The sequence below is a fragment of the Methylobacterium sp. J-001 genome, from assembly GCF_022829565.1.
Classification (GTDB): Bacteria; Pseudomonadota; Alphaproteobacteria; order Rhizobiales; family Beijerinckiaceae; genus Methylobacterium.
In genome coordinates this window covers 103,512-124,627 of the sequence record NZ_JAKSYN010000196.1, presented here as the reverse complement: position 1 = coordinate 124,627, position 21,116 = coordinate 103,512, and the positions used below count along the sequence as shown (strand labels likewise).

At 70.5% G+C, this 21,116-nt stretch carries 18 protein-coding genes; 8 read left to right on the top strand and 10 right to left on the bottom strand.

Annotated elements, in window-relative coordinates; genetic code table 11:
- Nucleotides 1–156: 156 nt before the first annotated feature.
- Nucleotides 157–1,140: an N-acetyl-D-Glu racemase DgcA gene (gene dgcA, locus MKK65_RS23600; RefSeq protein WP_243960435.1), complete on the bottom strand. Its 984-nt coding sequence runs from the start codon at nucleotides 1,138–1,140 to the stop codon at nucleotides 157–159.
- A 1-nt stretch (nucleotide 1,141) separates the two neighbouring features.
- Nucleotides 1,142–2,155: an N-acetyltransferase DgcN gene (gene dgcN, locus MKK65_RS23595; protein ID WP_243960434.1), complete on the bottom strand. Its 1,014-nt coding sequence runs from the start codon at nucleotides 2,153–2,155 to the stop codon at nucleotides 1,142–1,144.
- A gap of 279 nt (nucleotides 2,156–2,434) precedes the next feature.
- On the opposite strand from dgcN, the gene MKK65_RS23590 reads away from it, so the two are divergent.
- On the top strand, nucleotides 2,435–3,004 hold the full coding sequence (locus tag MKK65_RS23590; protein WP_243960433.1) for a PAS domain-containing protein: 570 nt from the start codon (nucleotides 2,435–2,437) through the stop codon (nucleotides 3,002–3,004).
- A 43-nt stretch (nucleotides 3,005–3,047) separates the two neighbouring features.
- Here the strand turns inward: MKK65_RS23590 and MKK65_RS23585 are convergent, their stop codons facing one another.
- Together MKK65_RS23585 and MKK65_RS23580 are read right to left on the bottom strand one after the other, a co-directional pair.
- On the bottom strand, nucleotides 3,048–3,599 hold the full coding sequence (locus tag MKK65_RS23585; protein WP_243960432.1) for a GNAT family N-acetyltransferase: 552 nt from the start codon (nucleotides 3,597–3,599) through the stop codon (nucleotides 3,048–3,050).
- A 131-nt stretch (nucleotides 3,600–3,730) separates the two neighbouring features.
- Nucleotides 3,731–4,897 carry a type III PLP-dependent enzyme gene (locus MKK65_RS23580; protein WP_243960431.1) on the bottom strand — a complete coding sequence of 389 codons (1,167 nt, stop codon included), beginning with the start codon at nucleotides 4,895–4,897 and terminating at the stop codon, nucleotides 3,731–3,733.
- An 830-nt stretch (nucleotides 4,898–5,727) separates the two neighbouring features.
- Here MKK65_RS23580 and MKK65_RS23575 point away from each other — a divergent pair.
- From MKK65_RS23575 to MKK65_RS23545, 7 genes are all read left to right on the top strand, one after another.
- Nucleotides 5,728–6,246, top strand: a complete 519-nt coding sequence (locus MKK65_RS23575) for a GNAT family N-acetyltransferase (protein WP_243960430.1) — start codon at nucleotides 5,728–5,730, stop codon at nucleotides 6,244–6,246.
- Between the two features lie 497 nt (nucleotides 6,247–6,743).
- Nucleotides 6,744–8,840, top strand: a complete 2,097-nt coding sequence (locus tag MKK65_RS23570) for a methyl-accepting chemotaxis protein (protein WP_243960429.1) — start codon at nucleotides 6,744–6,746, stop codon at nucleotides 8,838–8,840.
- 133 nt (nucleotides 8,841–8,973) lie between these two features.
- The gene (locus MKK65_RS23565; RefSeq protein WP_243960428.1) at nucleotides 8,974–10,416 is read left to right on the top strand and encodes a lipopolysaccharide biosynthesis protein; all 1,443 of its coding nucleotides are present in this window, start codon (nucleotides 8,974–8,976) and stop codon (nucleotides 10,414–10,416) included.
- Nucleotides 10,417–10,537: 121 nt separating this feature from the next.
- Entirely contained in the window at nucleotides 10,538–11,725 is a 1,188-nt protein-coding gene (locus tag MKK65_RS23560) for an FAD-binding protein (protein ID WP_243960427.1), read from the top strand.
- A gap of 48 nt (nucleotides 11,726–11,773) precedes the next feature.
- Entirely contained in the window at nucleotides 11,774–13,102 is a 1,329-nt protein-coding gene (gene glcF / locus MKK65_RS23555; RefSeq protein WP_243960426.1) for a glycolate oxidase subunit GlcF, read from the top strand.
- Between the two features lie 948 nt (nucleotides 13,103–14,050).
- Nucleotides 14,051–17,161, top strand: coding sequence for a ribonuclease E/G (locus tag MKK65_RS23550; protein ID WP_243960425.1), 3,111 nt, complete (start codon nucleotides 14,051–14,053; stop codon nucleotides 17,159–17,161).
- Nucleotides 17,162–17,314: 153 nt separating this feature from the next.
- Nucleotides 17,315–18,556: a methyl-accepting chemotaxis protein gene (locus tag MKK65_RS23545; RefSeq protein ID WP_243960424.1), complete on the top strand. Its 1,242-nt coding sequence runs from the start codon at nucleotides 17,315–17,317 to the stop codon at nucleotides 18,554–18,556.
- A 3-nt stretch (nucleotides 18,557–18,559) separates the two neighbouring features.
- Here the strand turns inward: MKK65_RS23545 and uraD are convergent, their stop codons facing one another.
- The 6 genes from uraD to yidD form a co-directional block, all read right to left on the bottom strand.
- A complete protein-coding gene (gene uraD, locus MKK65_RS23540; protein ID WP_243960423.1) occupies nucleotides 18,560–19,069 on the bottom strand; it encodes a 2-oxo-4-hydroxy-4-carboxy-5-ureidoimidazoline decarboxylase in 510 nt (169 codons plus the stop codon).
- A gap of 4 nt (nucleotides 19,070–19,073) precedes the next feature.
- Nucleotides 19,074–19,427: a hydroxyisourate hydrolase gene (gene uraH, locus MKK65_RS23535; protein WP_243960422.1), complete on the bottom strand. Its 354-nt coding sequence runs from the start codon at nucleotides 19,425–19,427 to the stop codon at nucleotides 19,074–19,076.
- 26 nt (nucleotides 19,428–19,453) lie between these two features.
- Nucleotides 19,454–19,978: a hydroxyisourate hydrolase gene (gene uraH, locus MKK65_RS23530; protein ID WP_243960421.1), complete on the bottom strand. Its 525-nt coding sequence runs from the start codon at nucleotides 19,976–19,978 to the stop codon at nucleotides 19,454–19,456.
- A gap of 160 nt (nucleotides 19,979–20,138) precedes the next feature.
- Nucleotides 20,139–20,330, bottom strand: a complete 192-nt coding sequence (locus MKK65_RS23525) for a DUF2934 domain-containing protein (protein ID WP_243960420.1) — start codon at nucleotides 20,328–20,330, stop codon at nucleotides 20,139–20,141.
- A gap of 104 nt (nucleotides 20,331–20,434) precedes the next feature.
- Entirely contained in the window at nucleotides 20,435–20,605 is a 171-nt protein-coding gene (locus MKK65_RS23520; protein WP_082643189.1) for a DUF3606 domain-containing protein, read from the bottom strand.
- 164 nt (nucleotides 20,606–20,769) lie between these two features.
- Nucleotides 20,770–21,114 carry a membrane protein insertion efficiency factor YidD gene (gene yidD / locus MKK65_RS23515; protein ID WP_243960419.1) on the bottom strand — a complete coding sequence of 115 codons (345 nt, stop codon included), beginning with the start codon at nucleotides 21,112–21,114 and terminating at the stop codon, nucleotides 20,770–20,772.
- Nucleotides 21,115–21,116 lie beyond the last annotated feature (2 nt).

Below are 21,116 nucleotides of genomic sequence, written 5' to 3'. Positions count from 1 at the left end.
CCCGCATCCAATGACCGAGGCGGGCCGTGAGCGGGCGGGACCCGATATCCGCTCCGTTATCTCCGCCGCACGTCAGCGAACGGGTAAAAATCCACCCGTTGCAGACCTCACGGACGGGTACCAAGCGTCAGATTTCGACGTCTGGACACGCTCCCCCTACCCCCACAAATCCGCCTCCGGCGGATGCACGATGCTGCCGTCGTAATGCAGCGGCGGGTCGCGGTCGCGGGCGAGGAGCAGCGGGCCGTCGAGGTCGACGAAGTCGGCCTGCGACGCCAGCAGCGTGGCGGGCGCCATGCCCAGCGAGGTGCCGAGCATGCAGCCGACCATCACGGAGAGGCCGCGGGCCCGAGCCTCGCGGGCGAGTAGAATCGCCTCGGTGAGGCCGCCGGTCTTGTCGAGCTTGATGTTGATCGCGTCGTAGCGGCCGGCCAGCGCGTCGAGGCCGGCGCGGTCGTGCAAGCTCTCGTCGGCGCAGACCGGGACGGGATGCGGGATCTCGGCGAGCAAGGCGTCGGCATCGGCCGGCAGGGGCTGCTCGATGAGAGCGACGCCGGCCTCCAGGCAGGCTGCGATGTTGGCTTCCACGGTCTCCGGCCGCCACGCCTCGTTGGCGTCGACGATCAGCCGCGCTTGCGGCGCGCCCGCCCGCACGGCGGCGATGCGCTCGGGATCGCCGGCGCCGCCGAGCTTGACCTTGAGCAGCGGCCGGTGGGACGCCGCCCGGGCGGCCTCGCCCATGCTCTCCGGGGTGCCGAGGCTCAGCGTGTAGGCGGTGACAGCCGGGGTGGGGGCGGCCAGCCCGGCGACCTCCCAGGCCCGGCGGCCCTGGAGCTTGGCCTCCAGGTCGAACAGGGCGCAGTCGAGGGCGTTGCGGGCAGCGCCCGCCTTCATCCGTGCCGTGAGCTCGTCCCGCCCGATCCCGGCGCCGATCGCCTCCGCCTGCCCCTCGATGAGCGCGACGACGCTCTCGACGCTCTCGCCGTAGCGTGGATATGGCACGCATTCGCCGCGCCCGACCCCGTTCGCGTCCGTGATCGTCGCCACCACCACGGCGATCTCGGTGCGGCTGCCGCGGGAGATCGTGAACGCCCCGGCGATCGGGAAGCGCTCGACGGACAGGGTGAGGCGGCGGGCCATGTCAGACCTCCGGGAAGTCGGCGATGATCCGATCGACCAGCCCGGCGACGCCGAAGCGCACCGGGTCGGTGGCGGGCAGGCCGTGCTCCGCGGCGAGTTTTTCCAAGAGCGCCTGCGCCTCGCTCTCGCCGAGCGCCTGCGTGTTCACGGAAATCCCCACCGGCTTGATCGCCGGGTTGGTCAGGCTGCCGAGCTGCACCGTGAGGTCGATCACCTGCTGGAGGGTCGGCAGCGGGTGCTTCACGCCGCGCATGGTGGTGCGCGAGGGCTCGTGGCAGACCACGAAGGCATCGGCTTGGGCGCCGTGCAGCAGCCCGAGGCTGACGCCCGCGAAGGACGGGTGGAACAGCGAGCCCTGGCCCTCGATCAGGTCCCAGTGATTCGGGGCGGCCTCGGGGGAGATCGTCTCGACCGCGCCGGAGATAAAGTCGGCCACCACGGCGTCGATTGCGACGCCCTTGCCCGAGATGAACACCCCGGTCTGGCCGGTGGCACAGAAATCGGCGTCGAGGCCGCGCTCGCGCATGCCCCGCTCCAGGGCCAGCACGGTGTACTTCTTGCCGACCGAGCAATCGGTGCCGACGGTGAGCAGGCGCCGGCCCGCGCGCTTGGTGCCCTTGCCGGTGGGGAAGCGCTCGTCGGTATGGCGCACGTCGTGGAGCTGCCGGCCGCGCCGGGCGGCGGCCTCCGCGATGGCCGGGACCGCGCCGAGCTTCACGTGCAGGCCGCTCGCTACGTCGAGCCCGGCCTCGATCGCCGCCACGATCTCCTTCACCCAATGGTCCGGCAGCACGCCGCCGGCATTGACGACGCCGATCACCAGGGTCCGGCAGCCCTTGGCCAGGGCCTCGGGCAGGGTCATGTCGGGGATGCCGAGATCGGCGGCGCAGCCGGGGAGCCGCATCTGGCCGACGCACCAGTCCGGGCGCCAGTCCTTGATGCCGTAGGCGGTCTTGGCCGCCAGCGTGTCGGGCACGTCGCCCAGGAACATCAGATAGGGCGTGGCGATTTGCATCGGTCGGGAAGCCTTCTGGGGAAACCGGCGGCCCGTCTATGCGGGATCGCGGCCGCCCGGCGCAATGCACGATGGCGGCCAGGGCGGTGGACGCCGCCTCCGCCGTGCGCATCCCGGGCATGCCCCGGATGCGACGCCGACGGATCATCCGCGGCATTCTCACACCCGATCCGCACGATTCGGAACGGGCTGCCGCCACGTACGATTGCCAGAGCACCCCGTGCTTCCGATTTGCGACTTGTGCCGATCGGGCCGCCATCCGCAACCGGAGGCCCTCCGATGATCTTCATGACCGACGCCGCGGGGGCCCTGACCTATGTCAGCTCCGAATGGCACGGCCTTACCGGGCAGGACCGGCACGAGGCCGTCGGGCAGGGCTGGTTCGAGCGGCTCAACACCGAGGACGGCGCGGTGCTGCGGGCAGTCATCAAGGAGGCGGCACAGGCCCAGGCGGAGTTCGTCGTCCGGTTCCGCCTGGCCCGCGAGGGGGGCGGGTCGATCTGGGCGGCCGCCGGGGCGGTGCCGTCCTACGGCCCCCCGAACCAGACCTTCCTGGGCTTTCTTGGCTCGATCACCGAGCTTGCCCCCGGCGGCAGCGAGACCCAGGCGCAGGGCGGCCTCGGCCGCTTCGTCCCGCCGCCGCCACGCCCCTCGACGGCGCCGGCCTCGACCCTCGACCTTGTCGCCGATCATCTCCTGATCGCCCACGGCCTGATCGAGGTGGATGGTGGCAAGTCGGCGCTCGAGCCCCTGCGAGAGGCCTTGTTCCGGGTCGGTCAAGAGATCGCCCAGAAGATGACCGCGCCGCCGGCCCCATCGCAGCTCGAAAGCGGCGATACGCTTCACTGATGTCGGCCCCGGCGCTCACCGGGACCGATCGCAGCGCAAGTGTTCAGGCGGCGCGTCGTCGCGCGACCGCAGCCTCGTCCGACACCGTCTCGACCGAGGCGAAGACGCCCGTCGGCCGGACCATACCCTCGGCCCCGGCGAGCGCGCCCGAGCGCAGCTCCAGGCCGAGGAAACGCGCGCGCTCGAACGGGCCCGGCAAGGTGAGGCCCTCCGCAAGCGCGGGGTCGAAGCCGAAGCGGACGTAGTACGGTGCGTCGCCCACCAGCAGCACGGCGCCGTGGCCGAGCGACTCCGCCCGGCCGAGGGCGGCCTGCATCATCACCGAGCCGAGCCCCTGGCCCTGGATCTCCGGGTCGACGGCGAGCGGCCCGAGGAGCAGCGACGGGCGGGCGAGGCCGGCCTCGACATGCCACAGCCGCAGGGTGCCGACGAGGCGGCCGCGCCGGGTCGCCGCGAAAGCGAGGCCGCGGGCGGGCAGGCGCCCCTCGCGCAGGCGCTCCGAGGTCTTGGCCCGTCGGTTGCCGGCAAAGCACGCGTCGAGCAGGCGCTCGCGTGCCGGGACGTCCTGGATGCGTTCCGCGCGGATCTCGATCATGACGGTGCCCTCCCCGGGCCGGCAAGCGGGAGAAGCGGTCTTGTGACGGCGGGGCGAATGCCCAGCGCCAAGGCGGATGCTGAAGATCGACGTCCGGCGGCGCGGTGCCGCCGGACCTGTCCTACGCAGGCTTAGATGACGATCTGCTGAAGAGGCGGGAAGCCGTTGAAGGCCACCGCCGCGTAGGTCGTGGTGTAGGCGCCCGTGCCCTCGATCAGGACCTTGTCGCCGATCGAGAGCGAGACCGGCAGCGGGTAGAGCTGCCGCTCGTAGAGCACGTCCACCGAGTCGCAGGTCGGCCCGGCGATGACGCAGGGCTCGGTCCGGTCCCCGTCCCGGGTGGTGCGGATCGGGTAGCGGATCGACTCGTCCATGGTCTCGGCCAGGCCACCGAACTTGCCGATGTCGAGATAGACCCAGCGCACCTCGTCGGCGTCGGCGGACTTCTTCGACACCAGCACGACCTCGGCCTCGATCAGGCCGGCATTGCCGACCATGCCGCGGCCCGGCTCGATGATCGTCTCCGGGATCTGATTGCCGAAATGCTTGGTCAGGCCGCGGAAGATCGCCTCGCCGTAGCTCTCCACGCCGGGCACCGCCTTGAGGTACTTGGTCGGGAAGCCGCCGCCGAGATTGACCATCGACAGGAAGATGCCGCGCTCGGCACACTCGCGGAAGATCGCCGCCGCGGAGCCCAGCGCCCCGTCCCAGGCCTCGGTGTTGCCCTGCTGCGAGCCGACATGGAACGAGATGCCGTAGGCCTCGAGCCCCTGCCGGTGGGCGTGCTCGAGCACGTCGGTGGCCATCTCGGGCACGCAGCCGAACTTGCGCGAGAGCGGCCAGTCGGCGCCGGCGCCGTCGCACAGGATGCGGCAGAACACGCGCACGTCGGAGGCCGCGACCTCCATGGCCTCGGCGGCCCGGGCGATCTTGTCGACCTCGGCCTGGCAATCCACCGCGAACAGGCGGATGCCGAGCTTGAGCGCACGGCCGATGCAGCGCTCCTTCTTGATGGTGTTGCCGAAGGAGATCCGGTCCGGGGTCGCGCCGGCGGCGAGCGCCATCTCCATCTCGGCCACCGAGGCGGTGTCGAAGCAGGAACCCATCTCGGCGAGCAGGCGCAGCACCTCGGGGGCCGGGTTGGCCTTCACCGCGTAGAACACGCGGGTGTCCGGCAGGGAGCGCGCGAAGGCGGTGTAGTTGTCGCGCACGACATCGAGGTCGAGGACCATCACGGGCCCCTCGTCCTGACCGAGGTCACGGCGCACGCGCAGGAAATCACGGATGCGATCGGTCATGGTCGTCTCCCGGCACGGGTTCGCGAGAGCCCGTCCTGCGGGCGCGCTGTCGATGTGACGACCCAACGGGTCGCCGGCGTCAGGGGGCGATGCGTCGCGCGGACCCACGCGCTTTGGAGACGCGTCGATCCATGCGGGCGCAGAGCACCCGGAAGCTGCCGTGGATTGGAAGGGAGGACCCCCACCGCACGCCGGGCAAAGAGAAACAAGCCTCTTCGGTGCCGGCCTTTGGAGGGCCGACGAGACCAAAAAAGCCCGTTCGTCGTTGCTTTAAGCTGCGTCCCCCGTGGAGAGCGGGGTTCGCCGGTTTCGCCTCCGGCTGCCGGTTGTTGTCGGGGTCCGGTGTTGCCACCTGGATGCCGGCCGTAGGGATCCACCCTTGCGACCATCGATCCTTTAAGACCCCTGGCGGCTGTCCGGCAGTTGACCGGATGCCCACCAACCGGCACGCGGCCACAGGCACGTGCGAAATTGGGCACGGCGCATATACGGAGAACGCCCCCCGACAGCAAGGGGATTGCGGCACAATCGACCCGTATTTCCCGGTCAAATCCGCACCGTGCCGCCGCCGTTGCAAAAACGGCGCATTCCGGGTGCGCGGCTGGCTCGCGCGGGCTTCCCAAGCGGTGCGGAAGCGGGCATCTCACCGCCGGAGCGATGTCCTCAGACGAGCGTACGATGGCCGGGCCGAACAGATCGAGAGCCGCGCCCGATCGCGTCGCCATCGCGCACGGCATCAACGCCGGAGCTTTGTACCCCCGCCTGCACCGAACCGATCGCTGCGTCGGCGATACGCCCGCCGGCGCGACGGCCTGGGCGTGAGCGGCTCTATGAATGCGCCGTTGAGCCTTCCCAGGCGGGATTCGCGCGGAGACGAACTGCCGGAGCCGGTGATCCGCGCGGCCAGCCTCGCCGATCTCGACGCCCTGGTCGCCCTGGAGCACGCCGCCTTCGCCACCGACCGGGCCGAACGCCGGGCGATTCGGCACGCGATTCTGTCCCCAAGCATGGACGTGCTGGCTGCGTTGATCCCGGGGCCGGACGGGGATCAGGATCCGGTTCTGGTCGGCGCGGCCGTGCTGGAGCGCCGACGCGGCAGCCGGATCGCCCGCCTCGCCTCGATCGCAGTGGCGCCCAACCGCGGCGGCCTCGGCCTTGGCGGAAAGCTCTTGGACGCCGCAGAGGCCCAGGCCCGGTCACATGGCTGCGACCGCCTGCGCCTCGAAGTCCGTGCCGATAACGGCGCCGGCATCCGCCTGTACGAGCGCCGCGGCTACAGCCGCTTCGCCGTGCAGCTCGCGTATTACGAGGATGGGATGGAGGCCTGGCGCTACGAGCGCGGTCTGTAGGCGTCGCAGCCGGCCTATCACCTGTCTCGTTCGCGGGCGGCATGATCGACGCGGTCTCCGCGACGGCGCGGCCCGATGGGAGATCGCGCAGCGGGCCGGCCGAGCGGCAACCGTGCGCGGGAGCGCCGACGGACAGGGACAGGCCGCGGCAACCGCGCTGGCTTCGAGGCGGGGCCACCGCCAGCCAGCATCCCACCGGGACATCGCGTCGAGCCACCCGCACCGACCCGGGGCGAACCGCTCAGAGGCGGCAAATCTGCGGCCCCACCCTAACACCTAAAGTTTTTTGCTGCGCCACTATATAAATGTACAGCCCATCATCAATCCTACCTCCGCATTTCATTATATTAATGAGCTGTATCATTTCTTATTGAACCCATAATCAGCATAGTTCGTCCACTTCTTGCGTAAATAACCAAAAAATTGACTCCTGCTCTTAGGGTTATATTTTGAACGACTCTAGATAAATCGAGCGTAGTTTCAGAAGGAAACCATCGATGCAGTGGCTGGGGCGCGTCTCCATCCGAACACTGATGTGCCTGGTGATCGGCGTCATGGCGCTGATGGCGCTGGGCTACGCGGCGCGGACGCTGTTCGATGCACAGGAGCAAGTCGCGCAATCACGGAAGGCCGCGACCTTGGCGCAGGCGAGCCGGAGCCTCCTCAAGACGATCCTGCCGCTGCGTCTCGAAAGAGGCTCGACCCTCGCCCTGGGCGGCGAGGCGCCTGCAGCGTTCGACACGCTGGCAACGATCGCGAATAACCGGAAGCAGCTGGTCGAGAACTTTCAGCGAAGCCAAGCGCTCCTAAAGGACGTGGACGTACCCGCCGTCACGGCCACGCTCGGTCGGCTGAATGCGGCCCAGGAGGCCCTCGACGCCCTTCGTCCCGGCATCGACACGGCCCTGAGACTGCCGAAGGCGCAACGCGACCCCACGCTTCAACCCGCCGTCATGACCGCCTTCCAGACCCTGGCCGACGCTTTGACGACGACGGCGAACGCGGTCGATGGAGCGATTCCCCAATCCGACGTGCTCCTGCAGCGCTACCTCGTGCTCAAGCAGGCCGCCTGGACGGCCCGTGTCGCGAGCGGCAACGCGGCGCTTCGGGTGCAGGCGTCCGTGGTTGCCGGGACGTCGTGGTCCCTGTCCGAAACCATCTCGGCGGCGGAAGAGCGCGCCACGCTTCAAAACGCCTGGACGCGCACGGTCGCGGCCGCGTCCGATGTCTCTGGCCGGGCGCGGGCCGCCTTCCAGAAAGCCAGCGCCGACAATTTCGAGGGTGAATCCAAGGCCATCGCGCAGACAGTCTTCGACGCCCTCAGCCAGAAGAAGCCGCTGAGCTACACGTTCGAGGACCTAAGGCAGCGCAACATCGTCAATCAATTGTCGATCGTCGGCCTCGTCGACGCCGCGCTCGACGAGATGGTCGCGCGCGCCGAGGTTCTGGCCGACGAGGCGCGCAACGTCCTGATCCGCAATGCGGGGGCCTTGCTGGCGACGATCCTGTTCGTCGCGCTGGGCCTCCTGGCCCTGTTCGGTGGCGTGCTGGGCCCGATCCGCGCCATGACGGCGACGATGCGGGCTCTGGCGGACGGCGACGTGTCCGTCGAGATCCCGGCCAGCGGATACCGGAACGAGATCGGCGCGATGGCGGCGGCAGTCCTGGTGTTCAAGGACAACTTGATCCGCAGCCGGGCTCTTGAAGCCGAGACCGCTCGGGTCCGGGCCGAGGCCGAGGCGCAACGCAAGGCCGGTCTGCGCCAGATGGCCGAGGCGTTCGAGCGGGCGGTCGGCGGCATCATCGGCCTGGTCTCGTCCTCGGCGATCGAGTTGCAGACCACGGCCCAGTCCCTGACGACCACCGCGACCCAGACGGCCAGCCAGTCCACGACGGTCGCGGCCGCCGCCGAGCAGGCCACGACCAACGTCAACACCGTGGCCGCGGCCGCCGAGCAATTGGGTGTGTCGGTGCAGGAGATCGGCCGCCAGGTCGACGGCTCGACGAGGCTCGCGCAGGGCGCCGTCGCCGAGGCCGGGCAGACCGGGGCCCTGGTGCAGGAACTGAGCAACGCCGTGGCCCGGATCGGCGACGTCGTCGGGCTGATCTCGTCGATCGCCAGCCAGACCAACCTGCTGGCGCTCAACGCCACGATCGAGGCGGCCCGGGCCGGCCAGGCCGGGCGCGGCTTCGCCGTGGTCGCTTCCGAGGTGAAGGCCTTGGCCGAGCAGACCGCCAGGGCGACGGGCGAGATTTCTGGCCAGATCGCCCGGGTCCAGGCCTCGACCGGCGAGGCGGTGACGGCGATCGGCTCGATCACCGTCCGCATCCAGGAGATCAACGGCGTAGCAACCTCGATCGCCGCGGCCGTGGAGGAGCAGGGCACGGCGACCCAGGAGATCGTGCGCAATGTCGGACAGGCGGCTCAGGGTGCAGGCGAGGTGACCAGCAACATCACCGGCGTCGCCGCGGCTGCGGACGAGACCGGCAAGGCGGCGAGCCAGGTGCTCGGCGCCGCCACCGAGCTGTCGCGCCAGTCCGAGCACCTCTCCGCCGAGGTGGCCCGCTTCCTCGACACGGTCCGCGCCGCGTGACGGATATGCCCCGGGCCACCCGAGCATGGGGTCCGGGCCTCGCCCTGTTCCCGCCCTGTTAGGAGAGTCTTACGGGTCCCACCCTACATCCCTGGGCAGCCCGAAAAACCTCGCCGCGCATGAGGCGCCGTCCATGGCCGTGATCGCCGCCTTCGTGATCAATGCGGGGCTGAACTTCGTCCTCGGACTCCTGATCGCCCAGCTGCTCGGGCCGGCCGATTTCGGCCGCTTCGCCCTGGCGACCACCGGGGCGATCGTGCTGAACACGGTGCTGTTCGAATGGCTGCGGCTCTCGGCGACGCGGTTCTATTCGGGGCGCGTGCGGGTGGACGAGCCCTGGATCCGCCACGGGCTCGATCGGGCCTATCTGCGCATCGGCCTGCTTCTGCTGTGCGCGGCCGCCCTGTGCGGGGCGTTCGGCTTCGGCGGCGGGGCGGCCGGGCGCGAGGCGGTCCTGTGCGGCACGGGGCTCGCCGCGCTCGGCATCGGGGTGTTCGACTACCACGCGGCCCTGGCCCGGGCCCGGTTCGACGGCAAGCTCTATCTCGGCCTCGTGGCGGTGAAGAACGTCCTGGCCTTCGTGCTGATGGCCGCGGCCGCCTGGTGGCTGCCGCAACCGGCCTGGGTGCTGGCGGCGGCGGGGCTCAGCCAGCTCGCCGCGGTCGTCCTGCTGCGCCATCCTCTGCGCGATCCCGAGCACCCGTTCGAGCGGCCGCGGCTCACCGCGACCTGGGGCGTCTTCGCCCGTTACGGCCTGCCGCTGATCGCCGCCAACACCGCCTACCAGTGCCTCGCCTTCGTGAACCGGGGCGCGATCGCCGGCCATGCCGGCTTCGCGGAGGCCGGCTATTTCGCGCTCGCCGCTGACGTCACCTCGCGCTCGCTGATGACGCTGGGCACAGCGCTGGACCTGCTGCTGTTCCAGTTCGCCGTCCAGGCCGAGGAGCAGCACGGCCGGGCGGCCGCCGAGGCGCAGGTCGCCGAGAATGCCGGCACCGTGTTCGCCCTGCTGGCGCCCTGCGCGGTCGGGTTCTGGGCGGTGCTGCCGGCGCTCCAGGGGCTGGTGGTGCCCGAGGCCTATCGCGGCCCGTTCGAGCGCTACAGCGTTGCGCTGATGCCCGGCCTGTTCTGCCTGGCGATGATGTTCTACGCCCTCAACCCGGTCTTCCAGATCCGCCGCCGGACCTTTCCGGTGATCGCCGCCGCCCTGGTCGGGCTCGCGGTCAACGGGGCCGGCCTGCTGCTGCTGCCCGAGCTGATGGGCGGGATGGGCGTCGCCCTGGCCCAGACCCTGGGGCTCGCCGCCGCCGCGCTCTGGCTCGGCTGGCGGGCGCTCACCGGTTCGGAGCGGATCGTGCTGCCCTGGGGCCAGATCGGCGCCGCGACCCTCGCCTGCGGGGCGATGGGGCTGGCGCTCGCGCCGTTCCGGCACCTGCCGCCCGCCGCCGCCCTGGCTGTGCTGGTCCCGGCCGGGGCGGCGCTCTACGGGGCCCTGGTCTGGATCTTCGACATCGCCGGCCTGCGCCGGCAGGTCGCCGGGCGCCTGCGCCCGAAGCAGACGATCGCGGCGGAATAGCCCACCGCATTTTCATCTTTCACGCTTCGCCAACCCCGCGACGCCACCTCCGCTTGAATCCGTCGACGGTTCCGGCGAAACCGGCTCTGGAACGAGTCCAAAAAGAACCGGGGCGGAGACGATGGGCGGCTACGAGCCCGGCACCGAGGCGGAAGCGGAAGACATCGTGCGCGCGGCAGCCGGACGTGGCGAGCGCCTGCGGCTGGCCGGCGGCGGCACCGCCGCGGGCCTTGGCCGCCCGGCGCAGGACACCGCGACGCTCTCGGCCCAAAAGCTTACCGGCGTGACGCTCTACGAGCCCGCCGAGATGGTGGTGGCGGCCCGGGCCGGCACGCCGGTCGCCGAGGTCGAGGCGCTCTTGGCCACCCGGGGCCAGATGCTGCCCTTCGAGCCGATGGATTGGCGCGGCCTCTACGGCACCGCCGGCGCGCCGACGCTCGGCGCAGTGGCGGCGACCAACAATGCCGGCCCCCGCCGGATCAATGCCGGGGCGGCCCGCGACAGCCTGATCGGCGTGCGCTTCGTCAACGGGCGCGGCGAGGCGATCAAGTCGGGCGGCCGGGTGATGAAGAACGTCACCGGCCTCGACCTCGTGAAGCTCATGGCCGGGGCGCATGGCACCCTCGGGCTGCTCACCGAGGTCACCTTCAAGGTGCTGCCGGCCTGCGAGCGGGTCGCAACCCTGGTGTTCTCCGGCCTCGACGAGCCCCGTGCCATCGCGGCCCTGGCGGCGGCGCTGGGCTCGCCCTTCGAGCTCACCGGCGCGGCGCATCTGCCGGCCGGGATCGGCGCCCCCGAGGCCCGGACGCTGATGCGCCTCGAAGGGTTTTCGGAGTCGATCGATTACCGGACCGGCGAGCTGCGCCGCCTGCTCAAGCGCTTCGGAGCGCCTGAGCTTCTGGAGGGCGAGGCCGGCACCGCCCTGTGGCGGGCGGTGCGCGATGCCACCCTCGTGGCCGAGCCCCGCGACACGGCCCTATGGCGGATCTCGACGGCCCCGACGCATGGGCCGGCCGTGGCGGCGGCGATCGCGGCCCAGCGCGAGGCCCGCTGGTTCTACGATTGGGGCGGCGGCCTGATCTGGCTCGCCACCGGGTCGGCCGGGGATGCCGGGGCCGCCATCGTGCGCACCGCGTTGCGGGACCAGGGCGGCCACGCGACGCTGGTGCGCGCCCCCGATTCCGTGCGGGCTTCCGTGCCGGTGTTCCAGCCCCTGGCGGAACCGCTGATGCGGATCACCGCCGGGATCAAGACGGCGCACGATCCCGCCGGGGTGCTGAACCCGGGCCGGATGTACGCGGGCGTTTGAGATGGGTCCCCTCCCCTCCAGACCGGGGAGCGCAGGCAGGAAGGCATCGTGCAGACCAATTTCAACCTCGCCCAGCTCGCCGATCCCGCCATGGCGGCCTCGGAAAAAATCCTGCGGACCTGCGTGCATTGCGGTTTCTGCACCGCGACCTGCCCAACCTACCTCCTGCTCGGCGACGAGCTCGATTCCCCGCGCGGGCGGATCTACCTGATCAAGGACATGCTGGAGGGCGGCAAGCCCGCCTCGCAGGAGGTGGTCAAGCATGTCGACCGCTGCCTGTCCTGCCTGTCCTGCATGACCACCTGCCCGTCGGGGGTGCATTACATGCACCTCGTCGACCACGCTCGGGCGCATATCGAGACGACCTTCGCGCGTCCGGCGGGCGACCGGTTCCTGCGCGCCCTGCTGGCGCAGGTCCTGCCCTACCCGAACCGGTTCCGGCTGGCCCTGATCGCCGCCAAGCTCGGCGCACCGTTCCGCGGGCTCGTGGCGCGGCTGCCCCGGGTGGGAAACCGGCTGGCTGCGATGCTCGACCTCGCCCCGGCGCAGCTGCCCGGACGTGAACCCACCAACCGGGTCGGACGCTTCGCGCCGGAAGGCGGCCAGGCGGCCAAGCGCGTCGCCCTGCTGCGCGGCTGCGCCCAGAGCGTGCTGCGGCCGGACTTCAACGCGGCGGCGATCCGGCTGCTCAACCGGCACGGCATCGAAGTGGTCCATGCCGAGGAGGGCTGCTGCGGAGCGCTGACCCACCATATGGGCAAGGAAGCCTCGTCCCACGCTCACGCCAAGCGGACGATCGATGTCTGGGATGCTGAGATCGCCAAGGGTCTCGACGCGATCCTGGTCACAGCCTCAGGCTGCGGCACGACCATCAAGGATTACGGCTTCATGTTCCGCGACGACCCGGCCTATGCCGAGAAGGCGCAGCGGGTCTCGAGCCTCGCCAAGGACGTGACCGAGTACGTCGCGCAGCTCGACCTGGCGGCGACCGTGGAGAGCGACCTCGTGGTGGCCTATCACTCGGCCTGCTCGATGCAGCACGGCCAGGGCATCCGAACCGAGCCGAAGACCCTGCTCAAGCGCGCGGGCTTCACCGTGAAGGACGTGCCGGAGGGCCATATCTGCTGCGGGTCGGCCGGGACCTACAACATCCTGCAGCCCGAGCTCGCCGCGAAGCTGCGCGCCCGCAAGGTGGCCAATATCGAGCGCATCCGCCCCGACGTGATCGCCACCGGCAATATCGGCTGCGCCACGCAGATCGGGAAAGGCACCGGCATCCCGATCGTCCATACGGTGGAGCTGCTGGACTGGGCCACCGGCGGCCCGAAGCCGGCCGCGCTCGACGGCGTCGCGCCGCGGCTTGAGGCGGCGGAATAGGGCTGCGGCCGGATACGGGCGCTTGCCCTCCCCTGCTGTCGGCTATTGGATTTACACATCGCGTTCCGCAGCAAATAATTGAAGCACCAAGGTTTTCCCCTCCCCCTTGTGGGGAGGGGTCAGGGGTGGGGGTGGTGCCGGATGAGGCTCTGCGGTGCCTTCTGCGCCACCCCCACCTCCTCCCCACAAGGGGGAGGAGAGCGCGTTCCGCCTTCCATCAGCCAATGTGTGAATGTTGTAGCCGGCACGGGAGAGGGAGCCCGTCGCGGCCCGCACAAGCTACGGCGTGACCATCTTCGCTGAGCGGCAGTGTCACGGCGCTTCGAGCGTCCGCTGCCGGACCCAACGAAAGATCGACCCCGCCAGGACTGCAGCACCGCGCCCCGCGCCATGACGATACCGTGACATCGTCCCGCGCTTGACCCTTGCCAAATCCCCGCGGCCGTCTGTAATGATACTGACCCTTCTCCGGTCCCGCCGGCCGTCGTAACGGTTTGCGGACGCGGCCGAATTCCTCTGAGAAAACGGACGCGGCGTCGCGGCGGGCTTTTTCGGCTCACCTTGCGGCGACGGGTGTTTTCCCGATCGGACAGGTGTCGCACGACGCGGTGGAGCTCCTTCGCCGCATCCAGGAATTCACGGCCGGTCTCACCCGGCCGAGATTGTTTCGCGAGGTCGGAACCAGGATGGACGGACGCACGGCCCAGCATGGCGCTGCGCGTGCCCCGGAGGCGCAGGACCTGCGTCGCACCGGCCCGTTCCGCCTACCGGCCAAGTTCAACCCCAGGCGCCCAGGGCGCCGAACGGCGGTTGACGGCAATTTCCCCTCGAACCCAGCCGCCTCGGTGACGAGGCCGGCTCCATGCCAGGCCACAAGCAGGTCGGGCGAGGCGCCGCCGGGACCACGGGCACGGAGAACGACGTCGGCCGCCATGCCGAGAGTCCGACATGGCCAACAAAATGCTGATCGACGCGATACACCCGGAGGAGACCCGGGTCGTCACGGTCCACGGGTCTAGGGTCGAAGAGTTCGACTTCGAAGCCGCCAACCGGCGCCAGCTGCGCGGCAACATCTACCTCGCCAAGGTCACCCGGGTGGAGCCGTCGCTCCAGGCGGCCTTCGTCGAGTACGGCGGCAACCGCCACGGCTTCCTCGCCTTCAACGAGATCCATCCCGATTATTACCAGATCCCGCTGGCCGACCGGCAGGCGCTGCTCGAGGACGAGGCCCGCGACGCCGAGGAGCATCGCGAGCGCGAGGAGCGCCGTCGCCGCTCGCCCCGCCGGTCCCGCGGCCGTCGCGCCGAGGCCCGCTCCCGCACCGACGAGACGGTGAGCGCCGAGGACGCATCCGAGACCCCGCAGGATCTGGAGGTCCAGCAGGATTCGCAGTTCGCATCGGGCTCGGAGTTGCCGCAGGCCGCCGAGGCTTCGGAGATCGAGGCCGCGCAGGCCGAGGATCGCGCGTCGGAGCATGAGCCCCAGGCTGCCCAGGCCGGGCTCCCCGACACCCTCGCCGAGAACCCGGAAGCGGTGCAGGAGGCCATCGCCGCCGAAACCGCCGCCGGGGACATTCCCGCGCAGGCCGCCGAGGCCGTGCCGGCGACCGAGTCCACCGCTGAGACCGAGGCCCAGTCCGAGCAGCCGGCAGCCGACCGGGACGAGACGGTCGAGCCCGAGGCCGTGGTCGCCGTGGCCGAGGCCCTGACCGTCGCGGACGCGCTGGCCGAGACGATCGCCGAGGATGCCACCGAGGCATCCTCCGTGCGGAGCGCATCCGTGACGGGCGAGGCCGACGACGAGGCCGACCTGGAGGACGAGGAGTCCGAGGACGACGAAGACGATTCGGACGAGGATGACTCGGACGATAAGGACGAGGACGAGTCCGACGAGGAGTCGGACGAGGATTCCGACGATCCCGATGCCGAGCCCCGGATCGCCCAGGTCGGCGGCAACGGCGATGCGCTGGCGGAGATCCCAGAGCGGCCCCGCCACTATCGCCGCCACTACAAGATCCAGGAGGTGATCAAGCGCCGCCAGATCATCCTGGTGCAGGTGGTCAAGGAGGAGCGCGGCACCAAGGGTGCGGCGCTCACCACCTACCTGTCGCTCGCCGGCCGCTACTCGGTGCTGATGCCCAACACCGGTCGCGGCGGCGGCATCTCCCGGAAGATCACCTCGGCGGCCGATCGCAAGCGCCTCAAGGAGGTCGTGGCCGACCTGGAGGTGCCGGACGGCATGGGCGTGATCCTGCGCACCGCCGGCGCCTCGCGCTCCAAGCCCGAGATCGCCCGCGATTTCGAGTATCTGATGCGCCTGTGGGAGTCGGTCCGCGAGCTGACCCTGACCTCGATGGCGCCGGCCCTGGTCTACGAGGAGGGCTCGCTGATCAAGCGGGCGATCCGCGACCTGTACAACAAGGACCTGGACGAGGTTCTGGTCTCCGGCGAGGAGGCCTATGCCGAGGCCAAGGACTTCATGCGGATGCTGATGCCCGGCCAGTCCAAGGTCGTGAAGCCCTATCGCGATTCGACGCCGATCTTCGCCCGCTTCGGGGTCGAGCAGCAGCTCGACGCGATGTTCTCGACCCACGTCTCGCTGAAATCCGGCGGCTACCTCGTTATCAACCCGACCGAGGCGCTGGTCTCGATCGACGTGAACTCGGGCCGCTCGACCCGCGAGCACGACATCGAAGACACCGCGCTGCGGACGAACCTGGAGGCGGCCGAGGAGGTCGCTCGCCAGCTGCGCCTGCGCGACCTCGCAGGCCTGATCGTCATCGACTTCATCGACATGGAGGAGAAGCGCAACAACCGCGCGGTCGAGAAGAAGCTCAACGACTGCCTGAAGAACGACCGCGCCCGCATCCAGGTCGGCCGGATCTCGCCCTTCGGCCTGATGGAGATGAGCCGCCAGCGCATCCGCACCGGCGTGCTCGAATCGTCCTCGATCCCGTGCGTGCATTGCGGCGGCTCGGGCTACGTGCGGGCCACCGCCTCGGTGGCGCTGCACATCCTGCGCTCCATCGAGGAGGCGCTGCTCAAGTCGGCCTCCCACAACCTGATCTTGCGCACCCGGACCGAGGTGGCGCTGTACATCCTCAATCAGAAGCGCGGCCACCTGCGCGAGCTGGAAATCCGCTTCGGCGTCACGATCACGATCGCGGCCGACGAGCGGCTGGCTGTGACCACGGCGTTCCAGCTCGACCGCGGCGAGCCGGCCCAGCGGGCGGAAGGCCCGGTGACGGGTGTGCGTGCGCAGGCGATCTCGCCCGCCATGGAGTTCGAGGACGAGGACGACGTCGAGGAGACCGACGAGCCCGAGGCGGATGCCGAGGGCGAGTCCGAGGAGGGCCGGACCGAGGAACGCGCCGACGAGTCGCGTGACGAGGGCGCCCGCGAAGACGGGACGCGTGACGAGGGCGACGGCCGCCGCCGCCGGCGTCGGCGCCGCCGGCGCGGTGGCCGCCAGGACGGCCGGTCCGAGGAGGGCCAAGCCGAGGGCGAGCGTCAGGACGAGGACGACCAGGATGAGGAGCGCGGCCCCGAGGAGGCGCCCGACTTCGCCGAGGCCGCGATCGCGGCCATGGCGCCCGAGAGTGGCGAATCCGACGAGACCGTCGCCGGCTCGGAGGAGGGTGCCCGGACCGAGGAGGATGGCACGCGCCGCCGCCGCCGCGGCCGCCGGGGTGGCCGCGGCCGCGCCGAGGGCCGCACCCGTGAGGGCAGCGATGCGGAGGGCTCCGCCGAGATGGAGTCCGATGCGGTCGCCCTGTCGGCCGAGGAGCCGGTGAGCGCTGAGGCGGTGGCCGAGGCGGTCGAGGCTGCGCCGGCCCCCGTCCACGACGAAATCGCCGTCGACCTGCCGGTCGCCGCGGCGCCGGAGCCTGCGACGCGCGCGGAGATCCCGGCCGCGGAGCCCCAGCCCGAGGTGGCGCCGGCAGAGCCTGCGCCGCCGCGTGAGCCGGTGGCGGTGGTGCTGACCCAGCCCAGCGATCCGGATCGGCCCAAGCGCGCCGGCTGGTGGTCCCGCACCAAGGCCGCACTGACCGGCGAATGAGCTGAGCTGGCGCCCCCGGACGGACCAGTCCGGGGGCGCCGACCGGGAACGGATACCGTTGTCCAAATCCAGTAAGGGACATTTATCCTTCATCTTCGGTTGAAGGTTGCGTGCAATTATGGGCTCCGAATCGATCTTCGCAGGAGCCTTCGCATGTTGAGTTTGCGCCGCAAGCGCCCGGTCCAGGATCTGGCCGGGACCGCGGTGACGGCCGAGGCCCAGGCGTCCGCGCCCGTCGCGACGCCCGTTCAGGATGCCGTCCCGCAGGCTGTTGCCGCCCCCGATCAGGAATTGATGGCGCTCCTGGCGCGCCTGTCGGCCGCGGCCTCGGATGCCGGCACCTCGATCGGCTGGATGACGCACGACGCCTCCGGCACCGCCGAGCAGGCCCGGCTGATCGCCGCCGCCAGCGAGGAACTCGCCGCCAGCACCAGCGAGATCGCGGCCCGCTCCTCCTCGGCCGCCGAGACCGCCGAGACCGCCCGGTCCGGCATCGCCACCTGCGTCGACGACCTCCAGCGCGCCAGCGACGGCATGCGCGGGATCGAGCAGGGCACCGAGGAGATCGGCAGCCGGCTGGACAGCTTCTCCGCGGCCGCCCTGCGGATCGAGGAGATGGCCGGGACCATCGCGGCGATCTCGGCCCAGACCAACCTGCTGGCGCTCAACGCCACGATCGAGGCCGCGCGGGCCGGCGAGGCCGGACGCGGCTTCGCCGTCGTTGCGGCGGAAGTGAAGATGCTCTCCGCACAGACTGCGAAGGCAACCGACGAGATCCGCGCCCGGCTCGGCGGATTACGCGAAGAGATGGCCGCGATGCAGGCCGCCGTCACGCGCAGCCGCAGCGCCGTCGAAACCGGCGCCGCCGCCATGGTTCGGGCCAATGTCCGGGTCGAGGCGGAGAGCGGCGCCGTCGCCACGGTGGCGGCGCAGATGCGCGAAGCCTCCGAGATCATGAGCCAGCAGATCCAGGCCACCGGGGAGATCGCCCGGAGCGTCGGTCGTATTGCCGAGGGCACCGACAAGGGCCGCCGGGAGATCGGCGACGCCCTGGGCCAGCTCGACCGGATCGAGGATCTCGGCCGCACCCTGCTCGACCGGCAGGCCGGGGACGACGCGACGATGCGGCTCGCCCGCATTCCGGCCGATTGCGCCGCCTGGCGCCGGGCCATGGCGGCGACCCTGGTGGGAATGCGCCCGGCGGACACGCCGCCGGTTGGCATCCCGGCCGATCCGAGCCGCCCGGCCGCCGTGGAATCAGCTCTGACCCGGGCCCGGGAACTCGCCGCTTCCCTGGCACGGCACGTTCGCGCCCAGGCCTGGGACGAGGCGACCACGGCCTTCACCAGCTTCGAGGCGGCCCTTGTCGAGGCCAAGGCTGCAGTCGGCGGCTGACGCTCAGTCCGAGACCAGCCCGTCCAGGCGCATGCGGGTGATCTGGGCGACCTCCTCCAGGGCGGTCGCCTCCTCGACGGCCGGGTCCCGGGTGAGCCGCGTTTCGAAGGCGACCAGGATTTCGGCGCGCCCACGCCCGCGCACCGCGATGATGAACGGAAAGCCGAACCGCGCCCGATAGGCCGCGTTCAGGTGGTCGAAAGCCGCGGCTTCGTCCGCCGTGATGCGGTCGAGGCCGGCGCTGCCCTGCTCGCTGGCCGAATCCGACGTCAGGGTGCGGGCCCGCGCCTCCGGGCCGGCGAGGTCCGGGTGGTTGTTGAGGAAGGCGCGGCGCCGCTCCGCCGGGGCGACGCGCACCGCCTGCATCATCGCGGCGTGCAGGGCGCCGACGGTGGCGAAGGGCCGGTGCGGGCAGGCCGCCTCGGCAATCCAGGGCGCATGCTCGAACACCCCGCCGAGCAGCGCCACGAAGGCCTCCGGCTCCATCCGGTTGACTGCAGCGAGATCAAGCATGGCCTCAGCTGCCGCGATAGGTGGTGAAGCTCGCCGGCGCGCACAGCATCGGCACATGGTAATGCTGCTTGGCGTCGAAGATCGCAAAGCGCACCACCGGGTCGTCGATGAAGATGTCGGCCTCGTCGGTACCAGGGCGCTGCCGGAAATACGCGCCGACGTGGAAGACCAGCTCGTACTGACCGGTCCTGGCCTCGCCGGCCGGCAGAATCGGCGCGTCCGTGCGCCCATCCGCGTTGGTGACCACGCTTCTGACCGGCCGCCAGGTCTCGCCATCGAGGACCGAGAGGTCGATGCGCACCCCGGCGGCGGGACGGCCGCGATCGGTATCGAGGACATGGGTCGAGATGCCGGCCATGGATGCAATATCCCGGGTGGGTGGGCTCAGCTGCCGCGATAGTAGGAATAGCCCCAGGGCGTGAACAGCACCGGCAGATGGTAGCGCTGGCGCGCATCGCGGATCTGGAAGCGGATCGGCACGCGATCCAAGAAATTCGGACTCGGAAGCGTCACGCCGAGCGCCGCGAAATACGTCGCGACATGCAGCAACACTTCGTAACGGCCGGGCTTCAGCGCATCGTCGATTAAGAGCGGTTCGGCCGGGCGGCCGTTGGCCTGGGTGATGACCGTCTTGATCGGCCGGTAAACGTCGCCCTCGCGGATCGACAGGTCGCAGACGAGAGCGGCGCCCGGGGTGCCATGGGCATTGTCGATCGCGTGCAGGGTCAGACGGGGCCCGAGCCCGTCCTGCGAGGTCGGTGCCACGGCGAGCGCTCCGGGGCGACCGTCAGGGATCGAGCCGCTCGACCCGGCCTGCGCCCGTGTACCGCCCGCACTCGCCGCGGCGGCGGCGGCCCCACCGAGTCCGAGCCCGGCGAGGCTCCGGCGGGTCAGAGCGAGAGGATCCACACCAGGCTCCCGTTCGTTCCAGGACGCGGAAGGCGTTTCAGCCACGCCGGACGGCGAAACCGGTGTGAAACGGATCTTGGCCTCATCTTGCACGGCCCTCGTGCTGTCGACACCTTCGTGCCGCAGGATCACGCAAGGGCTGAGCCAGCCGTCAGGACCTTCAGGGTTTGCCTGGATCGGTAGCTGGGTTTGCCTGTGCCTCATCGGCCCTCTTGCGGTCACGCTCTTTGCGCAGCTCCCGCTCGGCCAGCAGCCAGAACTCGATCTCGAACCCTTCGGGCCGGTGGTTGCGCTCCCATAATTCGTAGGCCCGTTCCCGGATTTGCTCGAAGGGGATCGCGTCCGGCGCCACCTTGTCCTCGGACCGATGCGGGGGCGGACGCGGGCCGCTCCCCGGAGCGCCAGGCTCCAGGGAAGACCGTACGTCGGGTCCGGATTCCGACGCCTCGGCTTTCATCAGGACGCCGGCTTGTCGAGATAGGCGGCGACGCTGGTGATCCGGCTTCCCACCATGGTCACGGCCTTGCGCAGCCGCTCCTCGCTCACGCCGAAGCGCTGCGCCCACTCTTCGCGCATCACCCGGTCGAAGATGTCGATATGCGTCTTGCCTTTGAACTCGGTGGACATGGTTCGCACGCTCTGCATTGCCGCTCAGCCGCGATCGTGCCGGGCTGTCTGGAAGGACAACCGGAATGGGCGTGATCGGTTGCCAGAGCGCGTCCGATCGGATGCGGCCTGTGAGGCTGCCGCGCACGGTCGTCAGGAGCGTCGGAACGCTGCGTCCCGCCTCCCTAAGCCGAGCGCCCGGGCCCGGCATCCTCCGACCCCACGGCCTCGCACTCGAAGGGCGATGGCGGTGCCTCGACACCGCGCCAGCGGGCATAGGCCCAGGGTCGGTACCAGGCTGCGTCCGCCGGCAGCCGGTCCGGCACGAGATCGATGCCGTGTGTGCCGAACGGGCCGCAGCGGCAGATCCGGGCAAAGCCCATCCAGCCGCCCGGCCAGAGCCCGTGTTGGGCGATGGCCTGGTCGGTATACGCGGAGCAACTCGGCCAATGGCGGCACTGACGGCCGATCAGGCCCGACAGGGTGAGCTGGTAGGCGCGAATCGCCCAATGCGCCGCGCGCCGGACCATCG

Excerpts from the sequence above, each read along its gene's own strand:
- dgcA (WP_243960435.1), bottom strand. The coding sequence starts at position 1,140 with ATGGCCCGCCGCCTCACCCTGTCCGTCGAGCGCTTCCCGATCGCCGGG.
- dgcN (WP_243960434.1), bottom strand. The coding sequence starts at position 2,155 with ATGCAAATCGCCACGCCCTATCTGATGTTCCTGGGCGACGTGCCCGAC.
- MKK65_RS23590 (WP_243960433.1), top strand. The coding sequence starts at position 2,435 with ATGATCTTCATGACCGACGCCGCGGGGGCCCTGACCTATGTCAGCTCC.
- MKK65_RS23585 (WP_243960432.1), bottom strand. The coding sequence starts at position 3,599 with ATGATCGAGATCCGCGCGGAACGCATCCAGGACGTCCCGGCACGCGAG.
- MKK65_RS23580 (WP_243960431.1), bottom strand. The coding sequence starts at position 4,897 with ATGACCGATCGCATCCGTGATTTCCTGCGCGTGCGCCGTGACCTCGGT.
- MKK65_RS23575 (WP_243960430.1), top strand. The coding sequence starts at position 5,728 with ATGAATGCGCCGTTGAGCCTTCCCAGGCGGGATTCGCGCGGAGACGAA.
- MKK65_RS23570 (WP_243960429.1), top strand. The coding sequence starts at position 6,744 with ATGCAGTGGCTGGGGCGCGTCTCCATCCGAACACTGATGTGCCTGGTG.
- MKK65_RS23565 (WP_243960428.1), top strand. The coding sequence starts at position 8,974 with ATGGCCGTGATCGCCGCCTTCGTGATCAATGCGGGGCTGAACTTCGTC.
- MKK65_RS23560 (WP_243960427.1), top strand. The coding sequence starts at position 10,538 with ATGGGCGGCTACGAGCCCGGCACCGAGGCGGAAGCGGAAGACATCGTG.
- MKK65_RS23550 (WP_243960425.1), top strand. The coding sequence starts at position 14,051 with ATGGCCAACAAAATGCTGATCGACGCGATACACCCGGAGGAGACCCGG.
- MKK65_RS23545 (WP_243960424.1), top strand. The coding sequence starts at position 17,315 with ATGTTGAGTTTGCGCCGCAAGCGCCCGGTCCAGGATCTGGCCGGGACC.
- uraD (WP_243960423.1), bottom strand. The coding sequence starts at position 19,069 with ATGCTTGATCTCGCTGCAGTCAACCGGATGGAGCCGGAGGCCTTCGTG.
- uraH (WP_243960422.1), bottom strand. The coding sequence starts at position 19,427 with ATGGCCGGCATCTCGACCCATGTCCTCGATACCGATCGCGGCCGTCCC.
- MKK65_RS23520 (WP_082643189.1), bottom strand. The coding sequence starts at position 20,605 with ATGTCCACCGAGTTCAAAGGCAAGACGCATATCGACATCTTCGACCGG.
- yidD (WP_243960419.1), bottom strand. The coding sequence starts at position 21,114 with ATGGTCCGGCGCGCGGCGCATTGGGCGATTCGCGCCTACCAGCTCACC.